Raw genomic sequence first — 16,161 nt, 5'->3', positions numbered from 1 at the left:
GCCGCCAACACCGGGGAATGACCAACATCAACCGAAGCAACGGGGGTCACCTTTCACCCGTCGGAAGCGGCTCAGAATTCAGGCGTCGCCGACAGCTGGGGAGCTGCCTATGCCCGCGGCAGTGGGTTCGGGCACTGAATTCAACGGTACCGGTGTCGGCTGGGCGCGCAGGAGGTTCAGGCAGCGGTTGACGGTGATGCGGTACATCCAAGTGCTGAAGGCCGAGGCGTGGCGGAATTCGGGCAGCCGCCTCCAGGCGCTGATGAAAGCGTCCTGAACGGCATCCTCTGCGTCCTGGAGGTTGCCCAGGGTGTGAAAAGCCAAGGCGAGCAAGGGACTGCTGTGGCGCCGGACCAGGATGGCGAAGGCTTCCTCATCGCCTTCGCCGGCGCGTATCGCCAGCAGATCATCCGGTGCGGAGGCCAAGCCGTTGGACCAGGCCGGGGCAGATGGCTCGGAAGCCGAGTTCAGGCCGGCCGTTCCGCGTGAGGAGGCACTGACGCTGTGTGTCATCACCGCACCTCCTCGCGGCCTTACACGTGCCCCACATGGGCCGCTTGATGCTTATTTACGGAAAGACGTGACGATTTGCCCAGCGGGTGTGTCGAACCTTGTGACGGGACACCTGAGCGGTGCCCACAGTGACCAATCGAGGAGACTGCCATGACGGACACCAGCGACCGTCCCTCCACTGGACTGGGCGGCTCCGAGCGCATCGGAACCCTGCTGAAGGGACCCACCGGCGCCGACACCAGCCCCGAAACGCGGGGCAAGACCACCATTGCCGATGGTGTCGTGGCCAAGATCGCGGGAATGGCGGCCCGCGAAGTACCCGGCATCCACAACCTTGGCGCCGGCATGGCCCGCGCCATCGGCGCAGTGCGCGAACGCGTTCCCGGCGGGGGGCCTGGCGTCAGTCGCGGAGTGAAATGCGAGGTGGGCGAGAGCCAAGCCGCCGTGGATCTCGACGTCGTCGTGGAGTACGGCTGCCCCATCGTCGACGTGGCGGCGGAGGTCCGAGTCAACGTCATCTCCGCCGTGGAACGCATGACCGGCCTGGAGGTCGTCGAGGTCAACCTCGTTGTCGACGACGTGAACCTGCCCGACGAGGAAGACGAGACCGAGCCGACCGAGGGCCGCGTCCGGTGAACATCGACAGCGGGCGACGCGGTCCCCCACCGGGCGGAGCGCGGCGCACGAACGCCCGTGGGACAGGTGAGTGAGAGATGAATACAGCAATAGCGGGTCTGGCAGCCGGGATAGCCCTGGGATTCGCCGGGTACTTCGGCGGATTCTGGGCCTTCCTCCTGGTGGCAGTCCTGGGCGCGGTGGGCTTGGTCGCCGGTCTGGTCATGCAAGGCGACGTCGACCTGCTCACTCGGCGGCAGCAGGACCACTCCGCTCGGAGGCCACGGTGAGTTCCACCCTTCCCGCCGCCGAACCACCCGAGCATCACCGCCGCGAGCAGGCGGACGGCCCCATGACGCCTGCCCTACGGGGAGCGACGGTCATACCGGACCGTGTCGTGGCTCGAATTGCCACGCGGGTCGCGAGCACAGCCCTCAAGAGGCTCACTGGTCCGCGGCATTCGCCCACGCGCCCGGCATCACCTGACGTTCGTGCGACGACTCACGACGGCACGGCTCGACTGGCGCTGTCGGTGGACCTTCCCTACCCCACGGACATTGCCGTCACTTGCCGGGAGCTCCAGCGCGAGGTCACCGAACGTGTGGCCCAGTTGACCGGTCTGCACGTCAACGATGTCGCACTGACGATCCGGCGCTTGGACACCGCCGACCGGCCGCACCGCGTCCAGTAACCCTCCATTCAGCGGAACCGCCCGGCCCCGGGCGCAGCTCCGCGCCCCACAGAGGATGGCTGCCATGAGGTCCAAGACCGAGGAACCTGCCACCCCGCACCGTTCCGAGAAGGACGCCTCCGGTACCAGGCCCTCGCCGAACGACACCCGCAGGCGAGGGAAGAAGGCACCTCGCCTCTGGTCGGACCGCCGCATTCCAGCCACCCTGATTGCCCTGGTAACCCTCTGCGTCAGCGGAGCGCTGCTGTACGACGTGATCGCAGTACGCGCCGGACATCGGGCCTGGGCGTGGCGCACCCATCTTGCCCAGGAGATGGCCACCCGCCCGGTCGATGACCTATGGATGCTGGTCGGCAGCTCGCTCGCCGTTGTCCTTGGCCTGTGGCTGCTCATCCTCGCCGCGACTCCCGGCCGGCGCCGACTGCTGCCCTTGCGGGCGCCGGCGGACTGCGCCGACACGCAGGCATGGCTTGACCGTCGGGGTGCCGAACTGCTGCTGCGTGACGCCGCGATGCGGGTCCCGGGCGTCGGTAGCGCCCGAGCCACCGTCGGACGCCGCCGCCTCACCGTCCACGCCTACGTGAGCTTCCGCGACCCAGGCACCGTACGCGACGACCTGACCCGCACCCTGCACGACCAGTGCCGCCTGCTCGCTCTGGCACACACCCCGCGACTGACTGTCCGAGCCCGACACCACACCCGCTGACCCGCCCCGGGAGCGCGCCATGAACGGCCGATCCACCCTCAACCGCCTCCTGCTGACCGCCGGCGGCCTGGTACTACTGGGCGGCGGCCTGCTCATCCTCACCGCCGGATTCGACGTCTACCGCCAGCTCAACCTGGCACCGCCCGCCGACTGGCCGCTCACCGCGCCGCACGACGTCCTGCTCAGCAACGCCGACCGCGTCCGTTGGAGCAGCCAAGGATGGTGGTGGTGGCCCGCAGTCATCGCCGCACTCACCCTGACCACCGTCCTCGCCCTCCTCTGGTTGATCACCCAAGTGCGCCGCCACCGCACCCGTACCGTGCACCTGGGCGGGACGCCCCCACCCGACGGCGTCGAACTGCGAGGCAGCGCACTGAGCAACGCCGTTGCCGCGGAAGCAGGCATGCTGTCTGGCGTGGAACGGGCGGACGCCCGCATCGCCGGACGGCCTGCACATCCCTGCCTGCACATGGCCCTCACCCTGACCGATGACGCCACGCCCGGCCCCGTGCTCAAGGCACTGTGTCACGGCCCCCTCGCGCAAGCCCGCGCCTCCACCGGCCTGGCTCACCTGCCGGCCCGGACACGCATGGACGTCGCGCGGCACAAATCGCGCCGCGTCACCTAGGAGCCCAGCGTTTGGACACCATCCGGAAGAGAAATCTGATGGCCGACATACCCAAGTCCGCTGTTGCCGACGCGGGATCTCGGGTCTGTCCAACGGACGGCACCTCTCCGTGCCAAGCGGGGGCGAACAGAGAAGTGCCGTGCTGACTACCCGGCATCGGCCTGCTCTCTCGGGCAGCGGCCCGCTGACCGCCAGAGGCAGCGAGATGCGTGCGAACGGACCGGGTACGCAACAGCGTCCCATTCGCTGCGCGGCCTCGCCCACGTGCGACCACGTTGGGCCTATGGTGTGCCATGTCGGCCCGGCCGGGATGCGGCGGTACAAGCCGCCGGTGGGTCCCCGGCCGTGCCGGCAACCGGGCGGTGAGGCTACGCCAGCGCCAGCGCCTGGGTGCGTAGGCGCTTCAGGATCCTGGTCAGGAGCCGGGATACCTGCATCTGCGACACGCCCAGTCGTTCGCCGATCTGCGCCTGGGTCAACTCGTGGCCGAAGCGAAGCGACAGGATGAGCCGGTCCCGCTCCGGCAGCTGCGCGATCAGCGGCCTGACTGCCTCGAGGTCCTCAATCTTGGTGAAGGCGTTGTCGTTGTAGCCCAGCCGGTCCGCCCACCCGGTTCCGCTGTCGCTCTCGTCGGTGGGTGGTGCGTCCAAGGATGCGGCGGAGTAGGCGTTGGCGGCCGTCATCGCCTCCACCACCTCTTCCTCGCCGATCTCCAGCCGGGTCGCGAGCTCGGCGACCGTCGGCGCCCGGCCCAGCTCAGCAGCGAGCACGTCTGTGCTCTTGGCGAGGTCCACCCGCAGCTCCTGCAGGCGCCGCGGCACGTGGACCGACCAGCTGGTGTCGCGGAAGAACCGCTTCATCTCGCCCACGATCGTCGGCAGGGCGAAGGTGACGAACTCCACCCCGTAGTCGGGGTCGAACCGGTCGACGGCCTTGATCAGGCCGATCGTGCCGACCTGGAGGATGTCCTCCATCTGCTCGGCGCGCTGGGAGAAACGGCGGGCCGCGAAATGCACCAGCGCCGTGTTCATCTCGATCAGCGTGTTCCGGACGTACTGGTAGTCCGCCGTGCCCTCTTCCAGCGTCTGCAGCCTGGCGAACATCACCTTGGAGACCTGCCGCACCTCGGGGGCCGTCATCGCACCGGAAGTCTCCGGCAGCGCCTCCTCGGTGCCGGTCTCCCGTACCGCGCCGACCACGCCGTCGGTCACCATCTGCATCCCAGCGACCCTCCTCACCAGTACGTTCTTCGTCACGCCTTTGAGGCACCGCCCGCTTACCCGCGATCACGCCGCCCATGCACCTCCCGTGAGAAGCGCCATCACCGCTGTTCTCCGCCATGGCCGCGCACTGCCAACTACCGCCGAGGAAACTTGGTGACCGTGTCGAGATAGAACGTGTCGATGCTCTGCACCGCGCGCTCGAAGTCGTCCAGATTGACCGGCTTGGTGACATAGGCATTCGCGTGCCGCTGGTACGCGCCGCTGATGTCGTCCGGTGCGGCCGACGTGGTCAGCACCACCACCGGGATCGTCTGCAGGTCCTCGTCGGTCTTGAGGACGGCCAGCAGTTCGCGGCCGTTCATCCGCGGCATGTTCAAGTCCAGCACGATCAGGTCCGGCCGGGGGTTGGCCGGGTCGCGCAGGTACTCCAAGGCCGCCATGCCGTCCTCGACCTGGGTGAGATTACGAGCGCCACGCGCGGTCAGGGCGTCCTCGATGAGCATCGCATCAGCGGCATCGTCTTCCACCAGCAGCACGTCGTAGGGGCGGGCGGGGGCGGCCATCATCGAGTACTCCGGGGCGATGGGTGGGGGGAAGGGTGGGTGATCAGTCCCGGCCAGCGGCGGCGAGCGCCCTGCCGGGTCATGTTCGACGCCCGGCCGATCTGCGGGTAACCAGCGCCGGCATCAGCCGCGTCATGCGCTGCCTGCTCCTCCAGGCGCTCAATGGCCTGCCGCAGATGAACCAGCATGTGCAGATGCGCCAAAGCTTCCGCCTGAGCGGGCGACTGCTCACCCCACGGCAAACGCTCGAACGCACGCCCAACGAGTTCACGGACAAGGCCGTCGACCGCACCATCGGCGAGCGCGGAGATCTCCTCCTCGCTCATCCGCAGCGAGAAATGCACACCAGGCATGAACACACCATAGGAGCTCCCAGCCGCTTTCGACAACAAGCGTTGTCATCCTGTGCACGGGTACGCCTGTACCGGCGGTGCGGGCGCGCTTCGGCCGTGGCCGTCGCGGCCTACGGCAAAAAGGCATCCCCCTGGCGTTCTTGGTCGCTGATGTGACGCAGCTGGTCGGCGTGGCGGGTGAGGCGTGCGATGCCTTCGGCGAGGTCGGGGTGTCCGGTCATATGGGGATGGGCGTCGGCGAGGGGGCCCATCAGCTCTGCCGCGTCATCGCCGGCCAGGGCCAGGTCCACGGCCGTGATGGCCGGGCGTGATGCCGGGGGGAGGTCGGGAAGGGCGGTGACCTGTGCGGCGAGCCGGCGCAGGCTGGCGGCGTTGTCGCGGGCCCATGCGGTGACCGAGCGGTCGGCGGCCCGGCGGTCACGGGTGGCCTTCACCCGCTGCTCCCCGGTGGTGCCGTCCGCTCCCGGCCGTAGGCGCAGGTAGCGGCGCTCGGCGGCCTGCCGGCTCGCGACGCCCAGCGGATCGGCCAGGTCCGCCCAGCTCGCGCCGGCGGCGCGGGCGGCTTCGATCAGGCCGGTTTCCCAGCGGGCGAGTTGCTCCCGGACCTCGCGGAGCAGGACCAGTGAGGCAAGCGCCTCCTGCCGCCCGCTCTCCGGGCCGGGCTGCGGCGTGGTGCCGTCGGCGGAGCGGGCGACGCGGAGGGCTTCCTCGATGGCGGCCAGGGCGGTCGCGGCGGCCAGGAACGGAGCGGGATCGTCCTCATGGGCCCCGGCGGGCGGATTGGTCGTCATGCGAGCACTCCCGGCTGTCATCCTTCCGACGACATCTGCGTTTGTCATCGCTTGGACGACATGCTACAACGGATGGCAGGTGAAGCGCATTGGCAGCTACTGCCCGAACACTTGGAGGTGTTTCACAATGTTGATGCGCACCGACCCCTTCCGTGAGCTGGATCGCCTGACGCAGCAGATGCTGGGAGCGACCGGTACCTGGTCGCGGCCGACGGCCATGCCCATGGACGCCTACCGCGAGGGGGACCAGTACGTGATCGTCTTCGACCTGCCCGGCGTCACGCCGGAGGCGATCGACGTCGACGTGGAGCGGAACATGCTCACCGTCAAGGCCGAGCGACGGCCCGTGGCCAAGGCCGATGACGTGCAGATGGAGCTGTCCGAACGGCCGCTGGGCGTGTTCTCCCGGCAGTTGGTGCTGGCCGACACCCTCGACACCGAGCACATCCAGGCCGACTACGAGGCCGGAGTGCTCACGCTGCGCATTCCGGTCGCGGAGCGGGCCAAGCCCCGCAAGATCTCCATCACCTCATCGACGGACCGCAAGCAGATCAGCGGCTGATCCCTGCCGGGCGCAGCCGCGGCCAAGATCCACAAGCAGCGGAGGGCGGGTCGCTCCATCCCCCCTCTTCGACCCGTCCTCCGCACCCGCGACAAGGGGCACATCGTGGTCATGCGATCTCAGGCATTCCTCGAGCGCGTTCAGGAACGCGGTGAGTACCCGACGCTGCAGGAGGCGGACCGCGCGGCACGCGTCGTGCTCGCCCTGCTCGGGGCGCACGTGGTCGGCCAGGAACGCGCCGAGCTCGCCGCCCGACTTCCGGAGACCTACGCGCTCATACTCCTCAATCCCCTCCAGGCCACCGAGCCATTGGACGCGGAACGGTTCGTGCGGGCCGCCGCCGCCTGGATCGACGGAGCCACCGAGCAGACCGCGCGCTGGGACGTGGGCGCGGTCCTCAGCGTGGCCGCCGAGGAAGCCGGCCCCGACCTGCTGCGACGACTGCTCCTGCAACTGCCCCCGTCCTACGACCTGCTGTTCGGCCACCTCGCGGCCGATTGACACCACGTCTCCTCCCGCTGACACCCAGCACTCGCAAGGAAGGACTCCCGCCGATGTTCCCGCAGCCCAACGCCACCAGCCCCGCGCCCGCGACGACATTCGGCCAACTGGTCGAACGTGTGCGGTACGAGGGCGTCTACGCCACCAGCGAAAAGGCCGAGCAGGCCGTATGGGACGTCCTCGCCGCCCTCGGCCGGCAACTCACCGGCGAAGAACGCGCCGCCCTGGCGACCGCCCTTCCCGTCGAGGCGGCCCTGGAGCTCACCGCCCAGATCACCACTGCCCCACGCACCGGTGCCGAATTCGTCAGCGACCTCGCCACCCGCACCGGCGGCACCACGGCCACCGCACGCTGGGACGCCGGCACTGTCTTCACCGTCATCGCCCAGCTCGCCGGTGACGACCTCGTCACCCGCATTCTGCACCAGCTGCCCCCCGGCTACGCGCTGCTGTTCGGCCGCGCCGACCTCACACCGGCAGCCTGACCCCAGCCGCAAGCCGGACGCGAGCCGGACCGACATAGTGCCGGGTGACCTCTTCGCGCTGGGCCGTGGTCAGCCAGGGCATGCGGTCGGTGAACGCTACGGCCGCACGGTGGGCGTCGCTGATCTCGCTCTGCCACACCAAGAAGTCTTCGCACTGGGCGACGCCCTCGGCAGCCGCGGGATGAGCAGCGGGACCCGGGAAGGGCTTCACTCGTGCTCCCCTTCGCCGAGGGACTTGGCTGCTCCCTAACCGGGCTCGACAACGTCGCGGCGCCCGGCGTTGAGTTCCTGGTCCCTAGCGGCGATTTCGGGGCGGTGGAGGTCGAAGGCCGAGGATTCGGATCGGATGCGGGGCAGGGTGAGGAAGCTGTGGCGCGGTGGGGGCAGGAGGTGGCCCATTCCAGGGACCGGCCGTAGCCCCATGGGTCGTCGACTTCGACGGGCTTGCCGTAGCGGGCGGATTTCCACACGTTGTAACAGGAACGGCAGCGTGGACAAGCCCAGCAGGAAGGCTCCGAGGGCGGAGACGGTGTTGAGGGTGGTGAAGCCGTCGGCGGCCAGGTAGTTGGCGTAGCGGCGGGGCAGGCATCGGCGTGGTCGGTGGGCCCGACGGGTGTCGTCGTGTGTCAGTGCGTCAGGTGCCAGCTTGGGGCGGCGGGCATGGGCGGGCAGCAGAAGCCGGGACAGTTACCACCTCACCCCAGCCGGTGGGGAACTGACGGTCCTTGCCGCCCTGCAACAGTAGGGGGGGCACCGACAAAATGTGCTGATCAGGGGTTTGCATCCCATCAGCGAAGATCGTTTCCCGCAGGCCAGCTCACGCACTGCATGAACCGCGACGGCCGCCCCGTGAGCGCGCCCAGAATCCGAGCCCGCCGTCCGGGCTCGACTTCGTGGACCACCGCCCATCCCGTCGAGCAGACGTTTCAGGCGGCGTGGGCCTGCCCGATCCGAGGGCGGAGATGCCTCGCAGACCGATGACGATGGCGCGCTCGCCGTCTGGTTTCGTCGTTCAGCAGCTCGGTGAGCAACGTGATGGGGAAGCACCCCCGAGGGCGCACGACCTTGGGGACGCCGCCCTCGGCTCGGGTGCGGGGCGCTAAGCGGCGCGGGCCGCCCGTGGGGTTCACAATGCCCAGCTCATTGCTCTCGGGCCGTTGCACAACGCCTGCGCCTCCGCCTGTGGGGGCCGGGCCGTCTGTCGCGAACGCCTCGGCCCCACGATCCCGCGGCGGCCCTGAATCGCATCAGTCGACGGCGTAGTTGCGGCCGGTCTGCAGGATCTCGTCGGAGAGTTCGGGCTCGACGTGGCGTACGGCGCGGGCGAGCATCAGCGCGCCGACCATTTCGCTGAGCAGGCGGACGGCCCTGTGGCGGGCCTCGGCCGGGTCGAGCTCGTGGCCCTTGTCCTCGGCTTCGCGCAGGAACTCGGCGGTGAAGCCGGTGAGGTAACCCTCGACGCCTTCGGCGTACGCGCTCTGCACGGCTTCGCTGTGCCGTCCGGCGTCGGTGGCCAGGGAGGCGGACGGGCAGCCGCCGTCCGGGGCGTCACGGTGCGCGGTGGACAGGTAGTCGGCCATGACCCGCTCCAGTGGAGAGCCGCCTTGGCCCGGACCGTCCTCGATCGTCCGGGCCAGGCCGGCGAGCGAGGCGGCGTAGGAGGCGCTGCACACCTCCACAGCCAGGTCGTTCTTGGAGGCGAAGTGGTTGTAGAAGCCGCCGTGGGTGAGTCCGGCTTCCTTCATCAATTCGGCGATGCCGACCGCGTCGATGCCCTGCGAGCGGAACATGCGGCTCGCCGCTTCGAGGATGTTCTGCCGGTTGCGGGCCTTGTCCTCCTTGGTGATCCGTGGCATGGCCGTCCTCTCGCATTGCTCATTTGACTTTTTTAATGATGCCCCTCATCGTAGCAGGAGGCTTCAATGACACCCATCATTAATATTCAGGAAGGGGAGCACCATGCGCGCCATCGCCTACGACCAGCACGGAGAAGCCGGGCAGGTACTACGCCTGAGCGAGCAGCCGGCCCCCGCTGCGCCCGAGGCCGGGCAGGTGCAGGTGCGGGTGCTGTCCCGGCCGATCCACCCCGGCGACCTGGCGGCAGTGGCGGGCTTCGCGGGTGGGCCGCGGCAGCGGTTCGCCACGCCACGGATTCCCGGCGTGGCGGCAATGGGCCTCATCGAGACCGTCGGCGAGGGTGTGCAGGACCTGCGGCCCGGCCGGCGGGTGGCGTTCTTCCCGGTGCCGGGCGCCTGGAGCGAACTCGTCACGGCGCCGACCGATCTTGTGGTGCCGGTGCCCGACGACCTCAGCGACGAGACCGCGGCTTTGATGCTGGCCAACCCGCTGACCCTGCTCTCCTTGCTGCAGGCGGTCCAGGACGCCCAGCACGGCCAGGCCGGTCCGGTGGTGCAGAGCGCCGCCGGCTCGTCGGTGGGAAAGCTGGTCAGCGCCGCAGCACTCAAGCACGGCATCGAGCTGGTCAACCTGGTGCGCAGCGCCACCGGGGCGGAGACCTTGCGGCAGCGCTTCCCCGCACTGCCGGCCATCTCGACGGCCGACGCCGACTGGCGCACTCAGGTCCAGGACGCGACCGGCGGCCGGGGCGCCCAGGTCGTACTGGACGCGGTGGGCGGATCCCTGTCCGGTGAGCTGGCCGGGCTGCTCGCCGACGGCGGCACGCTGATCACCTACGGAGGGCTCGGTTCCGGCAGCACGCCGCTGGAGTCACTCGCGCTGACCCCGCGGGGCCTGACCGTGCGGGGCACGTCCGTCTTCCAGTGGATGGCCGCCCGCACGCCCGAGGAACGGGCCGAGGACGTCGCCTTCGCCGTCCATCTGGCCGCGACCGCCCCGGAACTCTTCGAGGTCGCCGCCAGCTACGACCTCGCCGACTTCGCGAAGGCCATCGACCATGTCCGCCGCCCCGGCAGGAGCGGAACCGTCCTGCTCACCAGCCCCGCACCCTGAACCCCACGAAGGGCACCGCCATGAAGATTGGAACCCTGGGCGCTGGAACCGTCGCCCAGGCCATCGCCCGCCACGCCGTGGCCCACGGCCACGAGGTCGTCCTGAGCAACAGCCGCGGCCCCGCCTCCCTGGCCGGCCTCGCCGGCGAACTCGGACCGCTCGCCCACGCCGGCACCCCGCAGGAAGCCGCCGCGGCGGAACTCGTCGTGCTCGCAGTCGGCTGGCCCCAGATCCCGGACGCGGTAGCCGGCCTGCCGCCCTTCGACGGGCGCATCGTCATCGACGCCACCAACCAGTTCGCCGCCCCGCCGCCGCCCATGAAGATCGCCGACCTGGGCGAGCTGACCGGCAGCGAACACGTCGCCTCACTGCTGCCCGGAGCCCGCGTCGTCAAGGCGTTCAACACCCTCTACGGCCAGTACATCGCCGCCGACCCGCGCCACCAGGCCGGACGCCAGGTGCTGTTCCTCGCCGGTGACGACGCCGACGCCAAGACCACCGTCAAGGACCTCACCGCCGCCTTCGGCTTCGCCCCCGTCGACCTCGGCTCCCTGCGAGAGGGCGGACGCCTCATGCAGCTCGGCGGCCCACTGTCGGGCCTCCACGCCCTCAAACAGGACTGAGCCGGGCCCTCGCCCATTCCTGACTTCTCCTCCTCATCCCCCCTCAGCACAAGGAAGTTGCTCATGACCACCACCCAGCCCCTGCTGCAGCCCGTCCGTCTCGGCGCGCTGGAGCTTTCCAACAGCGTCGTCATGGCCCCCATGACCCGTGCTCGCGCTCAGAACGCCGAGCTGGCCCCCACCGACCTGCACGCGACCTTCTACGCGCAGCGCGCCGGCGCCGGCCTGATCGTCACCGAGGGAACGTGGGTCAACTCCGACGCGATCGGCTTCATCCACGCGCCCGGCATCTACACCGACAGCCAGACCGCCGGCTGGGCGAAGGTGACCGAAGCCGTCCACGAGGCCGGCGGGCGGATCGTCTCCCAGTTCGGTCACCTCGGCGCGGCCTCGCACCCCGACCACCTCGGCGGCCGCCTGCCCGCCGGACCCTCGGCCATCAACCCCGGCGAGAAGTCCTTCACCCCCTCCGGCCCGAAGGACACCGTCACCCCGCGCGCCTACACCGCCGCCGAGATCGCCGCCACCATTGCCGACTACCGCCATGCGGCCGAGAACGCCCGCCGCGCCGGCTTCGACGGCGTGGAAATCCACGCCCAGCAGTCCCACTTGATCCCGCAGTTCCTCAACCCGCGTCTCAATCAGCGCACCGACGCCTACGGAGGCAGCAGCGAGAAGCGGGCCCGGTTCCTCCTCGACATCCTCGACGCCGTCAGTGACGTGTGGGGCAGCGACCGCGTCAGCGTGAAGATGTCCCCGGGCTGGGCCAACGGAACCACGTTCACCGCGGACGAGGAGACACTCACCGACTACGACCAGCTGTTCAAGAAGCTCAGCGACAGCAACCTGGCCTACCTGCACCTGCTGGGCACCCCCGGCACCATCGAGGAGCGCATCGCCCTCTTCTCCCGCTACCGCGCCCACTACCTGGGCAACATCGTCGCCAACCTCGGCTTCACCCAGGCCCTCGGCAACGAGATCCTCGACCACGGGATCGTCAATGCGGTCTCCTTCGCCGAGCCCTTCATCGCCAACCCCGACCTGGTCGAGCGCTTCGCGCAGGGCCACCCGCTGGCCGACGGCGACCGGGGCACCTACTACGGCGGTCACGCCGAGGGCTACACCGACTACCCCGCCTTCACCGCCAACTGAGCAAGAAAGGTTCAGTGCTGGTGTGTGGGGCGGCAGAAGGTTTCCTGCTGCCCCACACCGAACGCAGCGCCGACCGGTTCCCGGACGCCACTGGCCGCGAACCACAGCAAACAGGGGCAACATCACAGGCCGGGTACCTCCAACGCAGCGGGCCCAGTCCCGAGCCACGAAACTGGGCCCGTTCGCGTCCCCCGGCGACTGACCTCCCCTTCCCGGCGGGCCCCCCGGCTCACCCCAGGATGCGCCGGCGTCCGCGAGCCGGGTTTCCAGTCCGGGAGGGGAGCAAGCCGACTGCATGGGTCAATGGCAGGGGCTCTGCCGTTCCTCTCCCGTGGCTTGCCCTCGCCAGCTGCCGCATCCTGGTGGGGGCGGTCTCGTCCCCGCGGAACTCACAGCCCCCTCAGGGCGGGGCCGCCCTTCCCCCTCGGCCGTGCCCGGTCCTTTGTCCGTCTCCCGGTGCCGGCGCCTGGGGTGGGGGTTCGTCGACAAGGTCCGCCGCGTCGTCGCCTCGCACGCCGAGTGCATCCGGTACCTCTCCGACCCGGGCACCGAAGCCCTGGCCGCGCAGTACGAGCTGGAGCAGGCCTTCGCGACGCTCCCAGCCGCTGCCGGTGCCCACGCCCATTCGGCGTTCCTGTGCGACCACGCCACCGCCACCGACACCGTCGGCGCAATGGGCGACCTCGTGGAGCACCTGGCCTTCGGCCTGCTCTACGACCCTGACGCCAAGCCCGAGGACCGGCCCAACACCGCACGCTCGTCATCAGCCAACAGCAACGGCTCCAACTTCGGACCCCGCCGTGGCACCGACACACCACCAGAAATACTCATCAAAAATCTTTCGGCGTGGCGGGCGGCGTAGCGGGCGACGACGGCACACGGCTGCCCGATCGACGTGTCGCCGCCCAGCGCTGGGTCCACCACCGACCTTGAGGAGTTCGGCCGCCGACACGCCGGCCGCTTCGAACGCGAAGACATCCATGCCGACCTCGCCGGCGCCGAGTGGACCGACGACGAGGTGTTCGCCGCCTACGGCCTGGACGACGCCACAATTGCCGCGCTGCGCTCCTGGGCCGTGGAGTGGGCCGATGAACCGGTGGCCGGGCTTCTCGAGGAGTCCGTCGGTCCTGACGCCGACTGAAGCGGCCCCCGCTGGTCCATCCGCGGACACATCGTGGACGACTCGGCCGCCGCACCGCGTAGGACGCGGTCTTTCAAGCGTTCGACGTCTCGCTGCACGGGCGCGGAAGCAGTAGACCATGGAGGACGAGGCTTGAGAGTGCGTCGGCCATGGTGTTCCTGTCCTGTTCGGCCGCCGGTGCGGCGGCGGGGTTCAGCCGTTCTGCGATCGGGTCTTGTGCGAGGGCCAGTGCGGGACCGGTGACGGCGAAGTACAGGATGTGCGTCGGCACACGCGGAATGCGGCCTGACGTCATGAGCCTGTCGACGAGCGGTGCGATGCTGTCCCAGAACGGCTTGATGAATCGCTGGTGGAGGTAGTCGAGGCGGTCGGAGTCGCGTGTTGACTCATCGCTGATCAGCCGATTCATACCCGAGGCGTTCGCGGCCACGCGGTAGAGCGCGACGATGACGTTCCTCAGGCGTTCGTCGTCGTCGAGGCACTGTGCGAGCAACCGGTCGAGCGCGGGCTGGGTATCCCGCAGCCCGAAGTCCACCACGGCGCGCCAGAAGTTCCCCTTCGACCCGTAACGCTCGTTGATGAAGTTGTGGCTGACCTCGAGCCGCCGGGCCAGCTCCCGCATGGTGGTCGCGGCGTAACCGAACTCGGCGAAGGCGATGAGGCCCCGCCGGAGGATCTCGCTGTCGTCCATGCGGACCGGGGCGTACTTCCCGCGCGTCGTCTCCTCCGGGTCCTGTGCTGGTGTTCCGTCCGTCACTCCGGCATCTCTCCGTTCGGTTCCCCGCGGCCTCATCGTGATCGCCGCTCTCTGCCGAGCGGCGAATGTCGCATTCCCTCGGGGTGCCGGTGCGCTTCCGGACCGGTCGTGCACCCCAGGTCTGCCATTTCCTGGCGTACGACCCGGGGAATCGGTGGTTGTCATGCTTCTCCGTCGCAGGCCACGAGGCTTTCCGGGATGCGAGTCTTTCACGCCGTCCGCAGCCCGGGCGGGAGAGTGCGTATCCGACCATGAGAAGTGCTTGACGCTTGTCAAGCATCGACGCATGATTGACGCGTCAAGTACATCGGCGCCCGTCAGGCACCGACTACTACGTCTTTCAGGAGTGCCCCGTGTTCTTCAGTAAGACCCGTGAGGCCGTATCCACCTCCGGTGCCACCTCCGCGTCCACGCGACGCCGCAAGGTGATCGGCACCGCGGCCGGCATCGTCGCCGTCGCCCTGACCGCCGTGGCCGTGCCGGCCGCGGCGCAGAGCCAGGGGTCGCACACCGGCTCGTCCAGCCACTCCCGCCACCACTACCTGTCGCCGCTGCAGGTCACCTCGGCGTACTACGCCAGCTACAACGGCGACCTGGCCGCCGGATTCGACCGCTACATCTCCAAGGACCTGGTGCTCCACGGATTCAACGGCCCCGAGAGCCGCGAGGACTGGATCAACGGCGATCTCAACATCAAGGCGGGGCTGACCGGCTTCAAGATGACCGTCCTGGACCAGATCGTGGAGGGCGACAAAGTCGTCACGCGGTGGAGTTTCGCAGGCCGTCACACCGGGACGGTCTTCGGCATTCCGGCCTCCGGCCGCGAGGTTCAGCTCAGCGGTATCTCCATCGACCGCGTGATACACGGCCAGTCCGTGGAGCACTGGTCGGAGGGGAACTTCGGAGTGTTCCTGGACGAGCTCCGCGCTGAGACGCCTCCCGGCACCGTCCACCCCAGCACCAAGTAAACCGGCGCCCGCTTTGGCGCAGGGCCCTGCCAAGGCCCGGTGACCGACCCACCCCGGGCGCACCGTGCACACGGGGCGCCCGGGGACCGGGGCTGCTGGCACGGGGCGCAAGGCCACTCGCACAATCCATTCGGCAGGAGAACGTTCCATGGCATCCCTTCTTGACGGCAAGGTCGTGCTGATCACCGGCACCGGCGTAGGTATGGGCCGCGTCGCGGCGCAGGTGTTCGCCAGAGAGGGCGCGAAGGTCGTCGGATGCGACATCCGGGCCGACGCCAACGAGAAGACCGTCGGACTCGTCCGCCGCGCGGGCGGCGAGATGACCGGCATCGCGCCGGTCGACCTCACCGACCCCGACCAGGTACGGCACCTGGTCGAGGATGCCGCGGGGGCCTACGGCGGACTCGACGTCGTCTACAACAACGCCGCCTCCCTGCGCTTCGGCGCCATACCTCACTTTCCCGTCGAGGACTGGCGGGCGACCATCACCGGGGAACTCGACATCCCCTTCTTCGTCTCGAAGTTCGCCTGGCCGCACCTGGTGCAGCGCGGTGGCGGCGTCATCATCAACGTCGCGTCCATGGCCGGAATGATCGCCGGCCACAACCCCCCGATGGTCGGGCACACCGCGGCGAACGCCGGGGTCATCGGCATGACGCGGCAGATGGCTCTCGAGGGCGCCGACCACGGGATTCGCGCGGTGGCGATCAGCCCGGGCCCCGTCCTGACCCCCGCCAGCGACCGCGACCTCGGCGACAACCAGGCGATGCGGGACGCGATCACCAGCAAGACACTGCTCAAGCGCTTCGCCCAGCCCGAGGAAATCGTCGAGCTGGCCGCCTTCCTCGCTTCCGACCGCGCCTCGTACATCACGGGCACGAACTACGCGGTCGACGGCGGCGCGAGCGCCTGGTAGCGG

The 16,161-nt window shown here is 69.3% G+C and carries 21 protein-coding genes and 2 pseudogenes; 15 read left to right on the top strand and 8 right to left on the bottom strand.

What is annotated here, in order from left to right; all coding sequences use genetic code 11:
* Positions 1-93: 93 nt before the first annotated feature.
* Positions 94-513, bottom strand: a pseudogene (locus ACIP64_RS39960) (RNA polymerase sigma factor); the annotation flags it as partial.
* Positions 514-663: 150 nt separating this feature from the next.
* Here ACIP64_RS39960 and ACIP64_RS39955 point away from each other — a divergent pair.
* The 5 genes from ACIP64_RS39955 (at position 664) to ACIP64_RS39935 (ending at position 3,153) form a co-directional block, all read left to right on the top strand.
* On the top strand, positions 664-1,149 hold the full coding sequence (locus tag ACIP64_RS39955; RefSeq protein WP_401597363.1) for an Asp23/Gls24 family envelope stress response protein: 486 nt from the start codon (positions 664-666) through the stop codon (positions 1,147-1,149).
* Between the two features lie 77 nt (positions 1,150-1,226).
* Positions 1,227-1,418 carry a hypothetical protein gene (locus ACIP64_RS39950; protein WP_401597361.1) on the top strand — a complete coding sequence of 64 codons (192 nt, stop codon included), beginning with the start codon at positions 1,227-1,229 and terminating at the stop codon, positions 1,416-1,418.
* Positions 1,419-1,660: 242 nt separating this feature from the next.
* The gene (locus tag ACIP64_RS39945; protein WP_401597358.1) at positions 1,661-1,819 is read left to right on the top strand and encodes a hypothetical protein; all 159 of its coding nucleotides are present in this window, start codon (positions 1,661-1,663) and stop codon (positions 1,817-1,819) included.
* 64 nt (positions 1,820-1,883) lie between these two features.
* Complete coding sequence (locus ACIP64_RS39940) at positions 1,884-2,525, top strand: DUF6286 domain-containing protein (protein ID WP_401597355.1); 642 nt, start codon at positions 1,884-1,886, stop codon at positions 2,523-2,525.
* Between the two features lie 19 nt (positions 2,526-2,544).
* Positions 2,545-3,153, top strand: coding sequence for an alkaline shock response membrane anchor protein AmaP (locus ACIP64_RS39935; protein ID WP_401597352.1), 609 nt, complete (start codon positions 2,545-2,547; stop codon positions 3,151-3,153).
* A 368-nt stretch (positions 3,154-3,521) separates the two neighbouring features.
* Here the strand turns inward: ACIP64_RS39935 and ACIP64_RS39930 are convergent, their stop codons facing one another.
* From ACIP64_RS39930 to ACIP64_RS39915, 4 genes are all read right to left on the bottom strand, one after another.
* Positions 3,522-4,367, bottom strand: a complete 846-nt coding sequence (locus ACIP64_RS39930) for an RNA polymerase sigma factor SigF (protein WP_401597371.1) — start codon at positions 4,365-4,367, stop codon at positions 3,522-3,524.
* 143 nt (positions 4,368-4,510) lie between these two features.
* Positions 4,511-4,942 (bottom strand): response regulator, encoded by a 432-nt coding sequence (locus ACIP64_RS39925; protein ID WP_401597349.1) that lies wholly within the window; start codon positions 4,940-4,942, stop codon positions 4,511-4,513.
* Positions 4,939-5,292: a hypothetical protein gene (locus tag ACIP64_RS39920; RefSeq protein ID WP_401597346.1), complete on the bottom strand. Its 354-nt coding sequence runs from the start codon at positions 5,290-5,292 to the stop codon at positions 4,939-4,941. The genes ACIP64_RS39925 and ACIP64_RS39920 overlap by 4 nt, the downstream gene beginning before the upstream one ends.
* 110 nt (positions 5,293-5,402) lie before the next feature.
* Positions 5,403-6,083 carry an HSP18 transcriptional regulator gene (locus ACIP64_RS39915; protein ID WP_401597343.1) on the bottom strand — a complete coding sequence of 227 codons (681 nt, stop codon included), beginning with the start codon at positions 6,081-6,083 and terminating at the stop codon, positions 5,403-5,405.
* Positions 6,084-6,210: 127 nt separating this feature from the next.
* Between ACIP64_RS39915 and ACIP64_RS39910 the strand changes: the two genes are divergently transcribed.
* From ACIP64_RS39910 to ACIP64_RS39900, 3 genes are all read left to right on the top strand, one after another.
* On the top strand, positions 6,211-6,645 hold the full coding sequence (locus tag ACIP64_RS39910; RefSeq protein ID WP_401597341.1) for an Hsp20/alpha crystallin family protein: 435 nt from the start codon (positions 6,211-6,213) through the stop codon (positions 6,643-6,645).
* Positions 6,646-6,756: 111 nt separating this feature from the next.
* Positions 6,757-7,146 (top strand): DUF2267 domain-containing protein, encoded by a 390-nt coding sequence (locus ACIP64_RS39905; protein WP_401597339.1) that lies wholly within the window; start codon positions 6,757-6,759, stop codon positions 7,144-7,146.
* A gap of 53 nt (positions 7,147-7,199) precedes the next feature.
* Complete coding sequence (locus tag ACIP64_RS39900; protein ID WP_401597337.1) at positions 7,200-7,631, top strand: DUF2267 domain-containing protein; 432 nt, start codon at positions 7,200-7,202, stop codon at positions 7,629-7,631.
* 246 nt (positions 7,632-7,877) lie between these two features.
* On the opposite strand, the pseudogene ACIP64_RS39895 reads toward ACIP64_RS39900, so the two are convergent.
* Together ACIP64_RS39895 and ACIP64_RS39890 are read right to left on the bottom strand one after the other, a co-directional pair.
* A pseudogene (locus tag ACIP64_RS39895) lies at positions 7,878-8,216 on the bottom strand (cytochrome ubiquinol oxidase subunit I); the annotation flags it as partial.
* Positions 8,217-8,878: 662 nt separating this feature from the next.
* Complete coding sequence (locus ACIP64_RS39890) at positions 8,879-9,487, bottom strand: TetR/AcrR family transcriptional regulator (protein WP_401597334.1); 609 nt, start codon at positions 9,485-9,487, stop codon at positions 8,879-8,881.
* A gap of 103 nt (positions 9,488-9,590) precedes the next feature.
* Between ACIP64_RS39890 and ACIP64_RS39885 the strand changes: the two genes are divergently transcribed.
* The 5 genes from ACIP64_RS39885 to ACIP64_RS39865 all read left to right on the top strand — a co-directional run bounded on the left by ACIP64_RS39885 (position 9,591) and on the right by ACIP64_RS39865 (position 13,517).
* Positions 9,591-10,601: a zinc-binding dehydrogenase gene (locus ACIP64_RS39885; protein WP_401597332.1), complete on the top strand. Its 1,011-nt coding sequence runs from the start codon at positions 9,591-9,593 to the stop codon at positions 10,599-10,601.
* A gap of 20 nt (positions 10,602-10,621) precedes the next feature.
* On the top strand, positions 10,622-11,224 hold the full coding sequence (locus tag ACIP64_RS39880) for an NADPH-dependent F420 reductase (RefSeq protein ID WP_401597329.1): 603 nt from the start codon (positions 10,622-10,624) through the stop codon (positions 11,222-11,224).
* A gap of 63 nt (positions 11,225-11,287) precedes the next feature.
* Entirely contained in the window at positions 11,288-12,376 is a 1,089-nt protein-coding gene (locus ACIP64_RS39875; protein ID WP_401597326.1) for an alkene reductase, read from the top strand.
* Between the two features lie 430 nt (positions 12,377-12,806).
* Positions 12,807-13,238: a hypothetical protein gene (locus ACIP64_RS39870; RefSeq protein ID WP_401597323.1), complete on the top strand. Its 432-nt coding sequence runs from the start codon at positions 12,807-12,809 to the stop codon at positions 13,236-13,238.
* Positions 13,239-13,271: 33 nt separating this feature from the next.
* Complete coding sequence (locus ACIP64_RS39865; RefSeq protein WP_401597320.1) at positions 13,272-13,517, top strand: hypothetical protein; 246 nt, start codon at positions 13,272-13,274, stop codon at positions 13,515-13,517.
* A gap of 73 nt (positions 13,518-13,590) precedes the next feature.
* Here ACIP64_RS39865 and ACIP64_RS39860 read toward each other — a convergent pair whose 3' ends face one another.
* Entirely contained in the window at positions 13,591-14,208 is a 618-nt protein-coding gene (locus tag ACIP64_RS39860; protein WP_401597318.1) for a TetR/AcrR family transcriptional regulator, read from the bottom strand.
* Between the two features lie 419 nt (positions 14,209-14,627).
* On the opposite strand from ACIP64_RS39860, the gene ACIP64_RS39855 reads away from it, so the two are divergent.
* Both ACIP64_RS39855 and ACIP64_RS39850 read left to right on the top strand, forming a co-directional pair.
* The gene (locus ACIP64_RS39855; protein WP_401597315.1) at positions 14,628-15,242 is read left to right on the top strand and encodes an ester cyclase; all 615 of its coding nucleotides are present in this window, start codon (positions 14,628-14,630) and stop codon (positions 15,240-15,242) included.
* A 148-nt stretch (positions 15,243-15,390) separates the two neighbouring features.
* The gene (locus ACIP64_RS39850) at positions 15,391-16,158 is read left to right on the top strand and encodes an SDR family NAD(P)-dependent oxidoreductase (protein ID WP_401597312.1); all 768 of its coding nucleotides are present in this window, start codon (positions 15,391-15,393) and stop codon (positions 16,156-16,158) included.
* Positions 16,159-16,161 lie beyond the last annotated feature (3 nt).

It is taken from the genome of Streptomyces sp. NPDC088733, from assembly GCF_044751185.1.
In the GTDB taxonomy this organism is placed as follows: domain Bacteria; phylum Actinomycetota; class Actinomycetes; order Streptomycetales; family Streptomycetaceae; genus Actinacidiphila.
Note: the sequence above shows the minus strand (reverse complement) of the source record. Positions and strands in the feature narration are given on the sequence as shown.